Here is a 16,889-nt window from a genome sequence, read left to right on the forward strand (position 1 = left end):
CCCCGGAATGACGATGCGGAGAGAGTGGCTTAACCTGGATCAGATCAGTCCGGCCGCGTCAATTCGCGTCTTTTTGCTCGCGAAGTGTTCACTTACCCCGGCCACTTTCCGCTAAAATGCCGATAACCGCGCCGATGCATGAGGTCAGCCATGAGCTTCCGCCGCGACACCATCACAAAGCCGATCTTCTCCTGGGCGCGCGGCGTGCTGCCGGCGATGTCCGACACCGAGCGCGAGGCGCTGGAGGCCGGTGACGTCTGGTGGGATGCCGATCTCTTCACCGGCAACCCCGATTGGTCGAAGCTGCTGAAGGTGCCTCAGGCGACGCTGACCCCCGAGGAGCAGGCCTTTCTCAACGGCCCGGTCGACGCGCTCTGCGCCATGCTCGACGAGTGGAAGATCTTCTGGGAATGGCGTGACCTGCCGCCAGACGTCTGGCACTTCGTCAAGCGTGAGAAATTCTTCGGCATGATCATTCCGAAGGAATTCGGTGGTCTCGGCTTCTCGCCCTATGCCCATTCGGAAGTGGTGCGCAAGATCTCGACCCGCTCGATCGCGGCGGCCGTCACCGTGATGGTGCCGAACTCGCTCGGCCCCGGCGAGCTCCTGATGCGCTTCGGCACGAAGGAGCAGCAGGAGCGCTGGTTGCCGCGCCTTGCCGACGGCCGCGACATTCCCTGCTTCGGCCTCACCAGCCCCGAAGCCGGCTCCGACGCCGCCTCGATGGTCGACACCGGCATCATCTGCAAGGGCGATTTCGAGGGCCGCGAGGTCATTGGCCTAAGGCTCAACTGGCACAAGCGCTACATCACGCTCGGCCCCGTCGCGACGCTGCTCGGGCTCGCCTTCAAGGCCTACGATCCTGATCATCTCGTGGGCAGCCAGGAAGAGCTCGGCATCACCGTCGCGCTGATCCCGACCAATCTGCCCGGCGTCAAGATCGGCCATCGTCATCTGCCGTCGATGCAGGTGTTCCAAAATGGCCCGAACTGGGGCCACGACGTCTTCATCCCGCTCGACTATGTCATCGGCGGCAAGGAGAGACTCGGGCAGGGCTGGAAGATGCTGATGACGGCGCTCGCCGCCGGCCGCGGCATCTCGCTGCCGTCGCTATCGGCGGCCGGTGCCGCCTATGCCGCCCGCACCACCGGCGCCTATGCCCGCATCCGCGAGCAGTTCGGCATCTCCATCTCCAAATTCGAGGGCGTCGAGGAGCCGCTCGCGCGCATCGTCGCCACCGCCTACCAGCTCGACGCGGCACGCCGGCTGACCTGCGCGGCGCTGAATGCCGGCATCCATCCCGCCGTCATCTCCGGCATCATGAAGCTGCACGCGACCGAGCGGATGCGCACCGCGGTCGACGACGCCATGGACATCCATGGCGGCAAGGCCGTGATCGACGGTCCGCAAAACTATCTCGGCAATCTGCACCGCGCCGTGCCTGTTGGTATCACGGTCGAGGGCGCCAACATCCTGACCCGCAATCTTATCGTGTTCGGGCAGGGCGCGATCCGCGCGCATCCCTATCTGCTCGACGAGATGAACGCGCTTGCGGACACGAATCGCGAGCGCGGGCTCGCCGCGTTCGACAAAGCGTTCTGGAAACATGCCGGCCATAGCTTCCAGACGCTGTTGCGTGCGTTCGGCCGCAGCTGGAGCTTCGGCGCCTTCGCGCTTGCGCCGGATGCGGGCGATGCAACGCCATTCTACCGCCAGCTCGCGCGCTACTCTGCGGCCTTTGCGCTCTGCGCCGACATGGCGCTGCTCACGCTCGGCGGCGCGCTCAAGCGCAAGGAGATGCTGTCGGCGCGCTTTGGCGACATCCTCTCCGAGCTCTATCTGCTCTCGGCCGCGCTGAAACGCTGGCAGGACGAGGGCCGCCAGAAAGAGGATTTTGCCGCGCTCGAATGGTGCATGGCGACCGGCTTCAAGACCATCGAGAACCGGCTTGCCGAAATCCTCGCCAATTTGCCCAACCGTTTTGTCGCTTTAATCCTCAAGCTCGTGGTCCAGCCCTTCGGCGCGCGGGTGCTCGGCCCGTCCGACCGCGTCGTGCACCAATGCGCCAGCCTCGTACTGGAGCCATCGGCCGCGCGCGAGCGTCTCACGCCGGATCTCGCCCATGTCGACGACGACGGCGGCTTTGCCCGGCTGGAGCGCGCGTTCAAGCTGGTCGCGGGCACCGATGCGATCGCCAAGCGCATGCGTGCCGCGCACATCCGCGACTGGAAGGATGCCGTCACCAAGGGCGTGATCACGCAGGCCGAAGGCGAGCAGCTTGCTGCCGCTCACGAGGCCGTCACAAAAGTGATCGAGGTCGATGATTTTGCGCCGGAAGCGCTGTCGCCGATTTACAAGAAAACCGGAGATGTGCATCAGTTCTTCCAGGAACTCGGTGAACAGAGGGCGGCGAGCTGATGGCACGACCGGTTTTCATCGTCGACGGCAGCCGGACGCCGTTTCTCAAAGCGCGTTCGGGGCCGGGACCGTTCACGCCGGTCGATCTCGCCGTGCAATGCGGCCGGCCGCTGCTGGCGCGTCAGCCGTTTTCACCCGATGATTTCGACCAGGTCATTCTCGGCTGCGTCAACGTGATCGCGGACGAGATGAACCCGGCCCGCGTCGCCGCGCTCCGGCTCGGCATGGGCGAGGACATGGTCGCCTTCACCGTGCAGATCAATTGCGGCTCCGGCATGCAGTCGATCGACACGGCCTACCGCTACATCCGCGAGGGCCATGCCGACATGGTCCTCGCCGGTGGCACCGAGGCGCTGAGCCACGCGCCGCTGGTCTGGCCGAACTCCGGTGTGCGCTGGTTCGCCGGCCTTGCCACCGCCAAGGGCGTGGCCGCGAAGCTCGCTGCCGCCTTCAAGCTGCGGCCGCGCTATCTCAAGCCGATCATCGGGCTCGAGCGCGGTCTGACCGATCCCATCACCGACTTGAACATGGGCCAGACCGCCGAGGTCGTCGGCCATCTCTTCGGCATCACGCGGGCACAGTCCGACGCCTATGCCGCCGAGAGTCATCGCCGGCTCGCGCATGCGCAGGCCGAAGGTTTTCTCAAGGGCGAGGTCGAGACAGCGTTCTCCCGCGACGGAAAATTCTTCGACCATGACGACGGCGTGCGGCCGGACTCGACGGCCGAGACGCTCGCAAAGCTGCGGCCGGTGTTCGAGCGCCCCTGGGGCCAGGTCACCGCCGGCAATTCGTCGCAGATCACCGACGGTGCCTCCTGGGTGATCCTCGCCTCCGACGCGGCGGTCGCAAAGCACAGACTGACGCCGAAGGCTGTCATCGTCGACAGCCACTGGGCGGCGCTCGATCCCAGCATCATGGGGCTGGGTCCCGTGATGTCCGCGACGCCGCTCCTTCAACGCAACGACCTCACCGTCAAGGACGTCGAGACCTGGGAGCTGAACGAGGCCTTCGCGACGCAGGTGCTCGGCTGTCTAGCCGCCTGGAACGACGACAAATTCTGTCGCGACATCTTGGGCCTCGACGGCGCGGCCGGCGAGATCGACCGTGACAGGCTCAACGTCGATGGCGGCGCCATCTCGCTCGGCCATCCCGTCGGCACCTCCGGCAACCGCATCGTGCTGCATCTCGTCAATGCGATGAAACGGCTCGGCACGCGCCGCGGCGTTGCGACCGAATGTATCGGCGGCGGGCTCGGCGGCGCCATGCTGATCGAGGCGGTGTGACCATGGATTCCAGGATCATGACCGCGCTCGGCGACCGCGTGCTGGAGCTTGGGCCCAGGCCCGCGACCGACAGCCCCTACAAGCACTTCAAGCTGACGCGCGATGCCGACGGCGTCGCCTGGCTGCTGTTCGACCGCGCAGATGCCAGCGCCAACACGCTGTCCTCGGACGTGATGGAGGAGTTCGATGCCGTGCTCGCGGCGATCGAGACCGAACGTCCCGCAGGCCTCGTGATTCGCTCGGCAAAACCGTCCGGCTTCATTGCCGGCGCCGACGTCAACGAATTCCGCGGTGCCAGCGATCCCGAGATGGTCGAGACACGCATTCGCGCTGCGCATGCCGTGGTCGATCACCTGGAAGCGCTGAAGCTGCCGACGGTCGCGGTCATCCACGGCTTCTGCCTCGGCGGCGGGCTGGAGGTCGCGCTGGCCTGCCAGTCGCGCATTGCAATCGATGGCGCGCGCTTCGGCTTCCCGGAGGTGATGCTCGGCCTGCATCCCGGCCTCGGAGGCACCGCGCGCTTCACCGCGCTGGTGAACCCGACCCAGTCGATGGCGCTGATGCTGACCGGCCGCACCATCGATGCGCGCCGCGCCAGATCGCTCGGCCTCGTCGATACCGTGACGCAGGAGCGCCACGTCCGTAACGCGGTGAAGGATGCGCTGTTCGGCCGTTTGAAGCGGACGCGTCCGGGCCCTCTGACTCACGCAGCGAATTTCGGTCCCGTGCGCGGGCTGCTGGCCAGGCGCATGCGCTCGGAGGCGGCAAAGGCCGCGCCCCGCGAGCATTATCCGGCGCCTTACGCGCTGATCGATCTCTGGGAGACCCATGGCGGCAGCAAGGCCGCGATGCTGAAGGCCGAGCAGGCCTCGTTCGCCAGGCTGATGGTGACGCCGACGGCGCAGAATTTGATCCGCGTGTTCTTCCTGCGCGAGCAGATGAAGAAGGCGGCCGGCAACGGCAATTCGGTCAAACATGTTCACGTCATCGGCGCCGGCGCCATGGGCGGTGATATCGCGGCCTGGTGTGCGGGGCAGGGGCTGCGCGTCTCGCTCGCGGACATGAAGGCGGAGCCGATCGGCGGCGCGTTGAAGCGTGCCGCCGAGCTCTACGGCAAGATCATCCGCAAGCCGACCGAGGTGCGCGACGCGCTGGATCGTCTGGTCCCCGACATGAACGGCGAGGGCGTTCGCAACGCCGATCTCATCATCGAGGCGGTGCCGGAAAAGCTCGAGCTGAAGCAGAAGGTCTATGCGGGCCTAGAGCCGCGAATGAAGCCGGGCGCGATCCTTGCGACCAACACGTCGAGCATTCCGCTCCAGGATCTGCGCACCACGCTGGCGCGGCCCGATCGTCTCGTCGGCCTGCACTTCTTCAACCCGGTGTCGCGGCTGCAGCTGGTCGAAGTCGTCAGCCATGACGGCAACGACGCGCAGGTGCTGAAGGAGGCGCTCGCCTTCGTCGGCGCGATCGACCGTCTGCCGCTCTCCGTGAAGAGCTCGCCCGGCTTCCTCGTCAACCGTGCGCTGACGCCCTACATGCTGGAGGCGATGGTGATGCTGGACGAGAGGATCGACCAGCGCCTGATCGACGCGGCGGCCGAGCAGTTCGGCATGCCGATGGGGCCGATCGAGCTCGCCGACCAGGTCGGGCTCGACATCTGCCTCGACGTCGGCGACATGCTGCGTACCAAGTTCGGCGATCTCCTCCCGCCGACACCCGCCTGGCTGCGCGAGAAGGTCGCCAAGGGCGAGCTTGGCCGCAAGACCGGCAAGGGTTTTTACACCTGGAAGGACGGCAAGGCGGAGAAGGCGCCGTTGTCCGAGACCGGCCCGCGCGTCACCGACCAGATGATCGACCGCCTGGTGCTGCCGATGTCCAATGTCTGCGTCGCGGCGCTTCGAGAAGGTATCGTCGACGATGCCGATGCGGTCGACGGCGCCATGATCTTCGGCACCGGATACGCACCATTTCGCGGCGGTCCGCTGAACTACGCGCGCACGCGCGGCGTGGAAAATGTCGTATCCACCCTGCGCGCGCTGGCCGAGCGATTCGGCGGGCGCTTTGCGCCCGATCCGGGCTGGGACAATTTTAGGTGAGACCGACATGACCGAAACGTCCGACACCGAGCCGCGCGGCGATCTCTGCATCCGCACGCTGGCAATGCCCGCCGACACCAATGCCAACGGTGACATCTTCGGCGGCTGGCTGCTCAGCCAGATGGATGTCGGCGGCGGCGTATTCGCATCGAAGCTCGCGAGGTCGCGCACGGTCACCGTGGCGATCGAGGCGATGAATTTTCGCAAAGCGGTCTATGTCGGCGATCTCGTTTCGGTCTATGCCAATCTCGTCCGCATGGGCCGCACCTCGATGACCGTGCATCTCGAGGCCTGGGCGCTGCGGCGCAGGGAGCTCCAGCCGATCCTCGTCACCGACGGACATTTCACCTACGTCTCGATCGATGATGACGGCCGTCCGCAAGCGATCCAGCGCAACGATCCGCCGATCGCGACGTAATCGCGCGCGACGCTCTGCCCCATCTCACGCAAACTTGCGGCACGCCAAACGCGGCGCGACTGAGTCATCGCGTCGCGGCTTCGCCAAGAACAAGTCATAAAACGGATGAGGTCCCGGCGTACTCAATTGCGTGTCGATTCGGGGTGGAGACGGCCTCAAATGCTCAGGAACCTTTGGGCAGGATTGCCGTTATTTGCCCGCACTGAGGAATCCACGGACCATGCCGGACAGCTACATTATCGAAGTCGACTCGCAAACCGCAGGTATCGTCGTTCGTTCTCAGGGAGGCTATTGTTTCTTCGCCTCGTCGCACCGCTTCAATCGCCTTGAAGGCCAGCTTTTCCGCAACGCACGCGAAGCCGAGCGTGCCGCGCGCAAGCTGGTTAACGGCGATGTGAAGGAAGCGGCGTAGGCGCCTTCCGCTGGTGATTTCTGACGCGCAAAGCGTGGTCGGAATTTTTTGCAGCCCTTGATGCCGCTGCCTTTTCCTTCTCCCTTCATGTCCGCCGAAGCCTTGGCGAAGGCGGATGTGGGAGAAGGTGGCGCGAAGCGCCGGATGAGGGGTTGTTTCCGCGAATTCAATCGTGAGAGGGTCGCCGGCGGGGGCAACCCCTCATCCGTCTCGCCGCTGTCGCGGCGAGCCACCCTCTCCCACAGGGGGAGGGGGTAAGAGCGTCGATCACAACTTCGTCGCGGAGCGTGACAACAGCTTCCAATCGTCGCCCTGCTTCAGCCAGTTCATCAGGATATGAAGGCTGTTTGCCACTTTCTGTCCGCCGGTCATCATCTCGGCCAGCCAATGGAAGCGCACGATCGCGACGGGGCCGACGATCTTGATGGTCGGGTCCTTGTACGTAATCGACAGGAACTCCGTCTTGCCGTCGGTGGCGTTGGCGACGAAGGCCGCCCTGTCCTCGAGGAAGCCGTTGGAGTGGCTGTAGCTCAGATCATCCGCGCATAGCGCGCTGAGCGCTTTCGGGTCGGCCGCGATCTGGGCGAGACGAAATGCCTCGACGTTTCTTGCCACCGCCTCGTGGTCCGTTATGGCGGCATGATCGCGATTCAGTGTCATCGTGTCCTCCGTTCTTGATCTTGCGCCCACTGTTGCAGCCGCACTTGATTTTGTCGAGCGTCAGGTCGCAATACGCTGCATTGCGAGAGGTGGCGCGATTTCTGACGCGCAAAGCGTGGTCGGAATTTGATGCTGCGGCCTTCTTTCTTCTCCCCTCATGTCCGCCGAAGCCCTGGCGAAGGCGGATGTGGGAGAAGGTGCATAGGCCGCCTTCGGCGGCCGTTGCTAAGAGAACGCCGAAGCAAAGCTTCGGCTATAGCGTCGGATGAGGGGAGCCTGAATCTGCGAATTCAATTGTGAGAGGTCTGCTCGCGGAGGGACTCACCCGTCTCGCCGCTGGCGCCATAGCCGATGCAAAGCATCGGCGTTCTCAAGAACGGCGGCCGAAGGCCGCCTATGCCACCCTCTCCCACAGGGGGAGAGGGTAAGAGCGCCAATTACAACTTCGTTGCCGCCCGGGACAGCAGCTTCCAATCGTCGCCCTGCTTCTGCCAGTTCATCAGGATATGAAGATTGGTCGATACTTTTTTCCCATCGGCCGCCATTTCCTGTTCGCCCATCCAGTGGAAGCGCACGATCGCGGCGGGGCCGACGACCTTGATGGTCGGGTCCTTGTACTCGATCGACAGGAATTTTGATTTGCCGTCGGTGGCGTTGGTGACGAAGGTCGCCTTGTCCTCGACCTTGCCGTTGGAATGGCTGTAGCTCACCTCGTCGGCGCAGAGCGCGCCGAGCGCCTTGGGATCGGCCGCGATCTGGGCAAGGCGGAAGGCCTCGACCTTTTTCGCCACGGCTTCCTCATCCGCCGCGGCCGCCAACGCCGGTGCTGCGAGAGCAAGCGCGGAGACGGCAAGGGTTGAGACGGCAAGAGTCGAGAGAGCCAGATCGCGTCGGTTGATCGTCATAGTTTCCTCCTTTTTGGTCTTGCGCGGAGTGTTGCAGCCGCGCGCGACTTTGTCGAGTGTCGCGTGGCGGTCATGTCGATGCGTCATTGCGCGATCGGGGCTGCATTGATACGTGTTTCGCATTGATGCATCGTGCATTCGGGAAAGTACGGAAATGATCGAGGCCAAAGGGCAGGCGCAGGGGCAAGTGACGGGCAGGGCGCTGCTGTTCGACATCGACGGCACACTGGCCAACACCGACCCGCTGCACCTCAAGGCGTTCAACCAGGTGCTTGGGCCGCTGGGCCATGTGTTCGATCACGCGCGCTTTTCGAGGGAGCTGCAAGGCTTCGCCAATGCGTCGATCGGCGAGCGCTTTCTGCCCGACGAAACCGTGGAACGGCGCGCCGTGATCCTCGGAGAGAAGGAGGTCGTCTTCCGCACACTTGTCGCCGGACAGATCGAGCCGCTTCCGGGTCTGATGGTGCTGCTCGACCGCGCGGATGCCGCCGGCATTCCCATGGTCGCCGTGACCAACGCGCCGCGTCTGAATGCCGAGCTGTTGCTCTCCGGTCTCGGCATCACGCACCGCTTCAGGGCGCTTGTGATCGGCGACGAGCTGCCGCACGGCAAGCCGCACCCGCTGCCCTATCAGGAGGGGTTGCGTTTCGTCGGCGGCAGCGCGACGGCTTCGATCGCGTTCGAGGATTCCCGCTCCGGCGTGCAGTCGGCGACGGCCGCCGGCATTCCGACCATCGGCATCCGGACGAGCCTCAGCCATGCCGACCTTGTTGGCGCCGGCGCGGTTGCCTCCGCCAGCGCGTTCGACGATCCGGAACTGCTCGCGCGTCTCGCCGCCGCGATGGCATGGTGAGAGGCTTTGTCCGTTAACCGTGATCGCTGAGCGCATTGACCGAACGTGCGAACCGCCGCACCATGCGCTTTCCTGATTTGAGGCCATCGCCGTGACCGGATTGACCCATCGCCAAGCCGAAATCCTCAACATCGCGCGCGCCTCGGGGCGCGTCATGGTCGAGGAGCTCGCGCGCCGGTTCGAGGTCTCGGCGCAGACCATCCGCAAGGATCTCAACGATCTCTGCGAGCGCCGCTCGCTGACTCGCATCCACGGCGGCGCCATCATCGCCTCCGGCGTCGAAAACCTCGCCTACGAGGCGAGGCGGTTCGTCGCTGCCGACGAGAAGAAGGCGATCGGGGCTGCGGCCGCCTCGCTGATCCCGAACGGCTGCTCGCTATTCATCAATATCGGCACCACGACCGAGGAGGTGGCGAGCGCGCTGACCTCGCACGAGGACCTCCTCGTCATCACCAACAATCTCAACGTCGCGATGCTGCTCTACCGCCATCCCCGCATCGAGGTGGTGGTCGCCGGCGGCACGGTGCGGCGTGCCGACGGCGCGGTGGTCGGCTCGACCGCGACGCAGCTCATCGGCCAGTTCAAGGTCGACTACGCCATCATCGGGGCGTCCGCGATCGACGAGGAGGGCGCGCTGCTCGACTTCGACTATCGCGAGGTGCAGGTGGCGCAAGCCATCATCGCCAATGCCCGCAGCGTCATGCTGGTTGCCGACTCCACCAAGCTGCGCCGCAGCGCGCCGGTGCGCATCGCCCATATCACCCAGATCCAGACCTTCGTCACCGACCAGGAGCTGCCCGAGCGCCTCGCCACCATCTGCCACAGCAAGGGCATCGAGGTGATGGCGGCGATGCCGAAGGGGGCGGATATCGATGACTCGCAGGCCGATGCTCAGGATGCGGCACCGGAAGCCGCGCCGGTGGTGCGGCTGCGCTAAGGCCTATGCGCCGCTCCACGGGTTGAGCAGCGTCACGCCCGTTGGTTCGAAATCCCCCACGTTGCGCGTAACAACGGTCAAGCCGTGAACAAGCGCGGTCGCTGCGATGAGGGCGTCGCGTTCGGCCCGCGGGTTGGGAACGTGAAGTTGTGCACAGCGCTGTGCCACGGCCGTATCGATAGCCATGATCCGCCCCTCGAAGCGGGCAAGAATGTGATCGTCGATCCACGTGCGCAAAACGGCACCTTGGACCGCGTCTTTGCGCTCGATCAGGCGCGCACCCAGTTCGATTTCGAGAATCGAGATGACGGATATGAAAAAATTCGCCGCGGGAATTGCATTGGCCCAGGCGACGACATTGCGATCAGCTTTGTTCGGTCGCCTCAGTTCGGAAATGACATTGGTGTCCAGCAGAAACATCAGTCGAGATCGGCAGTCTTAATCCCGCCTGCCATGCGAGGCGGATCGAAATCGAAGTCCGCGTTCGCCTGCGCAAGGGCTTCGGCAAGGCTCATGTGCCCGCCGCTCAGGCGCAAATAATCCTCGATGGTCAGCAGGACGTGGGCAGGGCGGCCGCGATCCGTAATGAAGACGGGCCCCTGCGAGGCCGCTTTCTTGGCGCCGCTCGTATCCTGGTTGAATTCCCGGCTGGTCAGCGTGGTCACCATCGTAAGGGCCTTCTCGCCGTGGCAATGCCTTGCTGGCCAAAATTATATGTAGGCATGTTGCTACATTCAAGTCCTGCGGTGCTGTTCGATCGAGCCTTTTGCCTCCAAACGTGCCCGTTCGCTTGCCGATTTCTCCGCCGCATTGGCGTTAAAAAAGTTCCTCTTTCACTTCCTTTCGCCTCTCTTTCATCTTGCTTTCGTTTTTCGGTGTGATCTAATCAAAAACGAAAGTAGTCGCTCGAAGGAACGAGCGGTCGCCGGGGGATGCGTCTGTTGGAGCGTATTTTCGACCTCGCCATTATCGGAGGCGGTGTTAACGGCTGCGGCATCGCGCGCGACGCAGTGGGCCGTGGCAACACGGTCTTCCTGTGCGAAATGAACGATTTGGCGAGCGGGACCTCGTCCTGGTCGACCAAGCTGGTGCATGGCGGCCTGCGCTATCTCGAATATTACGAGTTTCGCCTGGTCCGCGAGGCGCTGATCGAGCGCGAGATCCTTTGGGGCATCGCGCCCCATATCATCCGTCCCCTGCGTTTCGTTTTGCCGCATCACGCCGGCCTGCGCCCGGCCTGGCTGCTGCGCCTCGGCCTCTTCCTCTATGACCATATCGGCGGCCGGCACCTGTTGCCGGCGACGCGTTCGGTCGATCTCAGGCGCGACGAGGTTGGTCGTCCGCTGATCCCGAACCGCTACAGCCGCGCGTTCGAATATTCCGACTGCTTCGTCGACGACGCCCGTCTCGTCGTGCTCAACGCACGCGATGCCGCCGACAAGGGCGCCGAGATCCGCACCCGCACCCGCGCGACGGATATCAAGCAGTCCGGCGGCATCTGGACCGTCAGCATGGTCAACACGCTGACCGGCGAGCGTTCGCAGGTCCAGGCCCGCGCGGTGGTCAATGCCGGCGGCCCCTGGGTCGAGGATGTGCTCGGCCGCGGCGCCGGCGTGAACGCGAAGGCCAAGGTGCGCCTGGTGCAGGGGTCGCACATCGTAGTCAAAAAGCTCTACGACCACGACCGCGCCTACATGTTCCAGAACGCCGACGGCCGCATCATCTTCGTGATTCCGTACCAGGACGATTTCACGCTGATCGGCACCACCGATCGCGATTATGACGGCGATCCCGCCAAGGTGAAGGCGACGCCCGAAGAGATCGAGTACCTTTGCGCCGCCGCGAGCGAATATCTGGCCAAGCCGGTGACTTCAGCGGACGTGGTCTGGACCTATTCCGGCGTGCGACCGCTTTATGACGACGGCGCCAGCGAAGCCAAGGCCGCGACGCGCGACTACGTGTTCGAGCTCGACACACCCGGCGGCGTGCCGCTGCTCTCGATCTATGGCGGCAAGATCACGACCTACCGCCGGCTCGCCGAAGAGGCACTGGAACGGCTCGCACCCTATCTTCGCAGTGCGAAAGCGCGCGAAGGCTGGACCGGCAAATGGCCGCTGCCCGGCGGCGACATGGGCGTGTCCGACGTCGACGGCCTGATCGCCGAACTCCAGCGCGGCTATCCCTTCCTCAGCCATGAGCATGCGCGGCGCCTCGCGCGCGCCTATGGTACCCGCGCCATCAAGCTGCTTGGCGATGCCAAGTCGGCCGCCGATCTCGGCCAGGCCTTCGGCGCGACACTGACCGAACGCGAGGTCCGCTACCTCATGGCCAATGAATGGGCGGTCACGGCGGAAGACATCGTCTGGCGCCGCTCCAAACTTGGCCTGCGACTATCTGCCGACGAGGTTGCTGCATTGAACGACTGGATTGCAACCCACGCTGTGCCGCAAAGTCCCCTGCTGGAAGCGGGAGGACGCTCATGACCGTGACGCTCGATCATGTGACCCGGACCGTCGAGGGGATACCGCACATCCGCGACGTCTCGCTGACGCTCGAGAGCGGCACGCTTAACGTGCTGCTCGGGCCGACGCTGTCAGGCAAGACCTCGATCATGCGGCTGCTCGCCGGCCTCGACAAGCCGACGACGGGCAAGGTGCTGGTCAACGGCAAGGACGTCACCGGTGTCGACGTGCGCAAGCGTTCGGTCGCGATGGTCTATCAGCAGTTCATCAACTACCCCTCGCTCACGGTCTACGAGAACATCGCTTCGCCCTTGCGCGTGCAGGGCAAGCCGCGCGAAGAGATCGAGAAGCGCGTGGCGGAAGCCGCGCGGCTGCTCCGGCTCGAGCCGTTCCTGAAACGCACGCCGCTCCAGCTCTCCGGCGGCCAGCAGCAGCGCACCGCGATGGCGCGCGCGCTGGTGAAGGGCGCCGATCTCGTGCTGCTCGACGAACCGCTCGCCAATCTCGACTACAAGCTGCGCGAGGAGCTGCGTACCGAGCTGCCGCGCATCTTCGAGGCGTCCGGCGCGATCTTCGTTTATGCCACGACCGAGCCGACCGAGGCGCTGCTGCTCGGCGGCAACACGGTCTGCATGTGGGAGGGGCAGGCGCTCCAGATCGGCGAGACGCCGAACGTCTACCGCCGTCCGCAGTCGCTGCGTGTCGCTCAGGTGTTCTCCGATCCGCCGCTCAACCTCGTCGGCATCGAGAAAAAGAACGGCTCTGTGCAATATGCAGGCGGCATCGCCGCGCCGGCCTCCGGGCTCTATTCATCGCTCGCCGACGGCGCCTATCGCGTCGGCTTCCGCGCGCATCAGCTCGCCCTCGCCAATGGCGAGACCGACCGCCACGCCTTCCACGCCACGGTGACGGTGACCGAGATCACCGGTTCGGAGAGTTTTGTGCATCTGACCCGCGACGGATCGAACTGGGTGGCAGTGCTGCACGGCGTGCACGAGTTTGAGCCCGGCCAGACCATCGATGCCGTGCTCGATCCCAATGATATCTTCGTCTTCGACGCGGCCGACCGTCTGGTCGCCGCGCCGAGCTCGTAAGGGGGAGATGCGACATGGCCCGCATTGACCTCGTCGATCTCGCCCACTCTTACGGCGGCAATGATGCGCCGCAGGACAGCTTTGCGCTGAAGCCGGTGACCATGACCTGGCGGCAGGGCGGTGCTTACGCGCTGCTCGGCCCGTCCGGTTGCGGCAAGACCACGCTGCTCAACGTCATCTCCGGCATCATCACGCCGTCGCGGGGGAAAATCCTGTTCGACGGCCAGGACATCACACCGCTGTCAACCCAGAAGCGCAACATCGCCCAGGTGTTCCAGTTTCCGGTGATCTACGACACCATGACGGTGGGGCAGAACCTGGCGTTCCCGCTTAAGAACCGCGGCGTGCCGAAGGCCGAGATCGACAAGCGCGTCGCCGAGATCGGCCGCCTGCTCGACCTTGAGCCCTATCTCAATCGCAAGGCGACGCGCCTCACGGCGGATGCCAAGCAAAAAATCTCGCTCGGCCGCGGCCTGGTCCGCTCCGACGTCGCCGCCGTGCTGTTCGACGAGCCGCTGACCGTGATCGACCCCGAGCTGAAATGGCAGCTCCGCTCCAAGCTGAAGGCGCTGCATCGCGAGCTCGACCTGACGATGATCTACGTCACCCACGACCAGACGGAGGCGCTGACCTTCGCCGACACCGTTGTCGTCATGCATGATGGCCGCGTGGTGCAGAGCGGCACGCCCGCCGAGCTGTTCGACAAGCCGGCGCACACCTTCGTGGGCTATTTCATCGGCTCGCCCGGCATGAACATCCTGCCGGCCGAGGTGAAGGGTCGCGAGGCGCGCATCGGCGGGAATGTCATCGCGCTCAACCGCAGCTATGACAGCCTGCCTGCCGGCGCCAAGATCGAGATCGGCGTGCGTCCGGAGTTTGTCGACGCCGTCGCGCCCGCACCCGGATTGCTCAGTGCGAAGATCGACCGCATCGACGACCTCGGCCGCATCCGCTTCGCGCGCGTCCGCATCGGCGAGGCCAAGATCGCGGCGCGCGCGCCGGCGGGCTTCACCAGCGCGGACGGTACCGCCGGGCTGAAGTTCGATCCGGCGCATGTCCACGTCTATGCCGACAGCCTTCTGGTGGAGGGAGCCGCCTGATGGACAAGACCGTCAACCAAAAAGCCTGGTTCCTGGTGCTGCCGGTGTTCCTGGTCGTGGCCTTCTCGGCGGTACTGCCGCTGATGACGGTCGTGAACTATTCGATGCAGGACACCTTCGGCAACAACCAGTTCTTCTGGAACGGCGTCGGCTGGTTCAAGGAGCTGCTCGATCCCTCGACCGATCTCGGCGGCCGATTCCTCGCCTCGCTCGGTCGCAATCTGTTCTTCTCGATGGTGATCCTCGCGATCGAGGTGCCGCTCGGCATCGTCATCGCGCTGTCGATGCCGCGTCAGGGCTGGACGGTGGCGGCCTGCCTCGTCATCCTCGCGCTGCCGCTGCTGATTCCGTGGAACGTGGTCGGCACGATCTGGCAGATCTTCGGCCGGCCCGACATCGGTCTGATGGGCTATGTGCTCAATGCGATCGGCATCGACTACAACTACGTCTCCAACGCCGTCGATGCCTGGGTTACCGTCATCGTGATGGACGTCTGGCACTGGACCAGCCTGGTCGCGCTGCTGTGCTACGCCGGCCTCAAGTCGATCCCCGAGGCCTATTACCAGGCAGCTCAGATCGACGGCGCCTCGCGCTGGGCCGTGTTCAAGGCGATCCAGCTGCCGAAGATGAACCGCGTGCTCCTGATTGCCGTGCTGCTGCGCTTCATGGACTCGTTCATGATCTACACCGAGCCGTTCGTGGTGACGGGTGGCGGACCCGGCAACTCGACGACCTTCGTGTCGATCGAGCTCGTCAAGATCGCGCTCGGCCAGTTCGACCTCGGCAAGGCCGCGGCGCTCTCGCTGGTCTATAATCTGATCATCCTGATCGTCTGCTGGATCTTCTATACCGTCATGACCAATGCCGGCGCCGAACGCAAAGTCCAGGCCGAGACCGAGCCGGCGACGGAGCTCAAGCCTTCGGCCGTGCTCAAGCCCGTGACTGCACTCAAGCCAAAGGAAGGAGTGGCCTGATGCACTCAATTCCCGGCCGCCGCGTCATCATGGCGCTGTTTCTGATCTTCCTGTTGTTGCCGATCTACTGGCTCGTCAACATGAGCTTCAAGACCAACGCAGAAATCGTCTCGACGATGACGCTGTGGCCGCATGCGCCGACGCTGCAGCATTACAAGCGCATCTTCACCGACGAGAGCTGGTACTCCGGCTACATCAACTCGCTCAAATACGTCGTCCTCAACACCATCATCTCGATCTCGGTGGCGCTGCCCGCGGCCTACGCGTTCTCGCGCTACCGCTTCCTCGGCGACAAGCACCTGTTCTTTTGGCTGCTGTCGAACCGCATGGCGCCGGCCGCGGTCTATGCGCTGCCGTTCTTCAACCTCTATTCGGCGATCGGGTTGTTCGATACGCCCTGGGCGGTCGCGCTCGCGCATTGCATCTTCAACGTTCCGCTGGCGGTGTGGATCCTCGAAGGCTTCGTCTCCGGCGTGCCACGCGAGATCGACGAGACCGCCTTCCTCGACGGCTATTCCTTTCCGCGTTTCTTCATCAGGATCCTGGTGCCGCTGATCGCGAGCGGCATCGGCGTGGCCGCCTTCTTCTGCTTCATGTTTTCCTGGGTCGAGCTCCTGCTCGCGCGGACGCTGACCTCGGTGCAGGCGAAACCCATCGCGGCGATCATGACGCGTACGGTTTCGGCTGCGGGCATGGACTGGGGCCTGCTGGCCGCGGCCGGCGTGCTTACCATCATCCCAGGCGCCCTCGTGATCTGGTTCGTCCGCAATTACATCGCGAGCGGTTTCGCGCTCGGTCGGGTCTAGGGAGGCATCGATGGAATCTATTGCATGGATGGCCTGGACGCTGCCGACGGCGATCTTCTTCGTGGCGCTCGCCTCCACCCTCGCGGTCATGACGTACCTCGCCGCAGTCTATCCCGAAGCCGAGCGCGTCGGCGTGCTCAGCATTCCGACGACGCGGGGCGACCGCCTCTTCATCTCCCTGATCACGGCGGCCGTCATTCACCTTCTGTGGATCGCCTTCGCCGGCACCGATACACTCGCCACCCTGCCGATCGGCGAGGAAGGGTTTGAGATTTCGAGCCTCTGGCTCGCAAGTGGAATTTCGCTGGCCACGGCCGTGCTCATTTTTCGCACGGTCTGAAGCTCGCGAAGGGACGGCCAGATCCGGGGGCAACCCGGGCCTGTATAAAATTTTGTCGCTGCAACGGAGGAACAACATGCGACAGTTTAGGAGAAGGAAAGGTCCATTGACCAAGAATAGCTTTCTGA

At 64.4% G+C, this 16,889-nt stretch carries 17 protein-coding genes; 13 read left to right on the top strand and 4 right to left on the bottom strand.

Annotation, left to right across the window (positions count from 1 at the left end; translation table 11 throughout):
• The first annotated feature begins 150 nt into the window (after window positions 1–150).
• The 5 genes from IVB46_RS08585 (at window position 151) to IVB46_RS08605 (ending at window position 6,630) form a co-directional block, all read left to right on the top strand.
• Complete coding sequence (locus IVB46_RS08585) at window positions 151–2,418, top strand: acyl-CoA dehydrogenase (RefSeq protein ID WP_247314416.1); 2,268 nt, start codon at window positions 151–153, stop codon at window positions 2,416–2,418.
• On the top strand, window positions 2,418–3,701 hold the full coding sequence (locus IVB46_RS08590; protein ID WP_166350148.1) for an acetyl-CoA C-acetyltransferase: 1,284 nt from the start codon (window positions 2,418–2,420) through the stop codon (window positions 3,699–3,701). The genes IVB46_RS08585 and IVB46_RS08590 overlap by 1 nt, the downstream gene beginning before the upstream one ends.
• 2 nt (window positions 3,702–3,703) lie before the next feature.
• The gene (locus tag IVB46_RS08595) at window positions 3,704–5,800 is read left to right on the top strand and encodes a 3-hydroxyacyl-CoA dehydrogenase NAD-binding domain-containing protein (RefSeq protein ID WP_247314414.1); all 2,097 of its coding nucleotides are present in this window, start codon (window positions 3,704–3,706) and stop codon (window positions 5,798–5,800) included.
• A gap of 7 nt (window positions 5,801–5,807) precedes the next feature.
• Window positions 5,808–6,218: an acyl-CoA thioesterase gene (locus IVB46_RS08600; protein WP_071916217.1), complete on the top strand. Its 411-nt coding sequence runs from the start codon at window positions 5,808–5,810 to the stop codon at window positions 6,216–6,218.
• Between the two features lie 220 nt (window positions 6,219–6,438).
• Window positions 6,439–6,630: a hypothetical protein gene (locus IVB46_RS08605; RefSeq protein WP_028134810.1), complete on the top strand. Its 192-nt coding sequence runs from the start codon at window positions 6,439–6,441 to the stop codon at window positions 6,628–6,630.
• A gap of 267 nt (window positions 6,631–6,897) precedes the next feature.
• On the opposite strand, the gene IVB46_RS08610 is transcribed toward IVB46_RS08605, so the two are convergent.
• Window positions 6,898–7,290 carry a nuclear transport factor 2 family protein gene (locus tag IVB46_RS08610; RefSeq protein WP_014497450.1) on the bottom strand — a complete coding sequence of 131 codons (393 nt, stop codon included), beginning with the start codon at window positions 7,288–7,290 and terminating at the stop codon, window positions 6,898–6,900.
• 437 nt (window positions 7,291–7,727) lie between these two features.
• Complete coding sequence (locus IVB46_RS08615; RefSeq protein ID WP_247314412.1) at window positions 7,728–8,195, bottom strand: nuclear transport factor 2 family protein; 468 nt, start codon at window positions 8,193–8,195, stop codon at window positions 7,728–7,730.
• A gap of 154 nt (window positions 8,196–8,349) precedes the next feature.
• Here IVB46_RS08615 and IVB46_RS08620 point away from each other — a divergent pair, with 154 nt between their 5' ends.
• Together IVB46_RS08620 and IVB46_RS08625 are read left to right on the top strand one after the other, a co-directional pair.
• Window positions 8,350–9,048: an HAD-IA family hydrolase gene (locus tag IVB46_RS08620; RefSeq protein ID WP_247314410.1), complete on the top strand. Its 699-nt coding sequence runs from the start codon at window positions 8,350–8,352 to the stop codon at window positions 9,046–9,048.
• Between the two features lie 91 nt (window positions 9,049–9,139).
• Window positions 9,140–9,985 carry a DeoR/GlpR family DNA-binding transcription regulator gene (locus IVB46_RS08625; protein ID WP_247314408.1) on the top strand — a complete coding sequence of 282 codons (846 nt, stop codon included), beginning with the start codon at window positions 9,140–9,142 and terminating at the stop codon, window positions 9,983–9,985.
• A gap of 3 nt (window positions 9,986–9,988) precedes the next feature.
• Here the strand turns inward: IVB46_RS08625 and IVB46_RS08630 are convergent, their stop codons facing one another.
• Together IVB46_RS08630 and IVB46_RS08635 are read right to left on the bottom strand one after the other, a co-directional pair.
• On the bottom strand, window positions 9,989–10,405 hold the full coding sequence (locus tag IVB46_RS08630; protein WP_247314406.1) for a type II toxin-antitoxin system VapC family toxin: 417 nt from the start codon (window positions 10,403–10,405) through the stop codon (window positions 9,989–9,991).
• Window positions 10,405–10,653, bottom strand: coding sequence for a type II toxin-antitoxin system prevent-host-death family antitoxin (locus IVB46_RS08635; RefSeq protein WP_247314404.1), 249 nt, complete (start codon window positions 10,651–10,653; stop codon window positions 10,405–10,407). The genes IVB46_RS08630 and IVB46_RS08635 overlap by 1 nt, the downstream gene beginning before the upstream one ends.
• A 264-nt stretch (window positions 10,654–10,917) precedes the next feature.
• Between IVB46_RS08635 and glpD the strand changes: the two genes are divergently transcribed.
• The 6 genes from glpD to IVB46_RS08665 are packed head-to-tail and all read left to right on the top strand — an operon-like array spanning window position 10,918 to window position 16,761.
• Window positions 10,918–12,468 (top strand): glycerol-3-phosphate dehydrogenase, encoded by a 1,551-nt coding sequence (gene glpD, locus IVB46_RS08640; protein WP_071916211.1) that lies wholly within the window; start codon window positions 10,918–10,920, stop codon window positions 12,466–12,468.
• The gene (locus IVB46_RS08645; protein WP_247314402.1) at window positions 12,465–13,541 is read left to right on the top strand and encodes an ABC transporter ATP-binding protein; all 1,077 of its coding nucleotides are present in this window, start codon (window positions 12,465–12,467) and stop codon (window positions 13,539–13,541) included. The genes glpD and IVB46_RS08645 overlap by 4 nt, the downstream gene beginning before the upstream one ends.
• A gap of 14 nt (window positions 13,542–13,555) precedes the next feature.
• Window positions 13,556–14,641: an ABC transporter ATP-binding protein gene (locus IVB46_RS08650; protein WP_063985187.1), complete on the top strand. Its 1,086-nt coding sequence runs from the start codon at window positions 13,556–13,558 to the stop codon at window positions 14,639–14,641.
• Window positions 14,641–15,615: a sugar ABC transporter permease gene (locus tag IVB46_RS08655; protein WP_247314400.1), complete on the top strand. Its 975-nt coding sequence runs from the start codon at window positions 14,641–14,643 to the stop codon at window positions 15,613–15,615. Before IVB46_RS08650 ends, IVB46_RS08655 begins: the two co-directional genes overlap by 1 nt.
• Entirely contained in the window at window positions 15,615–16,421 is an 807-nt protein-coding gene (locus tag IVB46_RS08660) for a carbohydrate ABC transporter permease (RefSeq protein WP_063985185.1), read from the top strand. The genes IVB46_RS08655 and IVB46_RS08660 overlap by 1 nt, the downstream gene beginning before the upstream one ends.
• Window positions 16,422–16,431: 10 nt before the next feature.
• The gene (locus tag IVB46_RS08665) at window positions 16,432–16,761 is read left to right on the top strand and encodes a DUF2160 domain-containing protein (protein WP_135216342.1); all 330 of its coding nucleotides are present in this window, start codon (window positions 16,432–16,434) and stop codon (window positions 16,759–16,761) included.
• Window positions 16,762–16,889: the final 128 nt, after the last annotated feature.

Source organism: Bradyrhizobium sp. 61, assembly GCF_023073075.1.
In the GTDB taxonomy this organism is placed as follows: Bacteria; Pseudomonadota; Alphaproteobacteria; order Rhizobiales; family Xanthobacteraceae; genus Bradyrhizobium; species Bradyrhizobium barranii.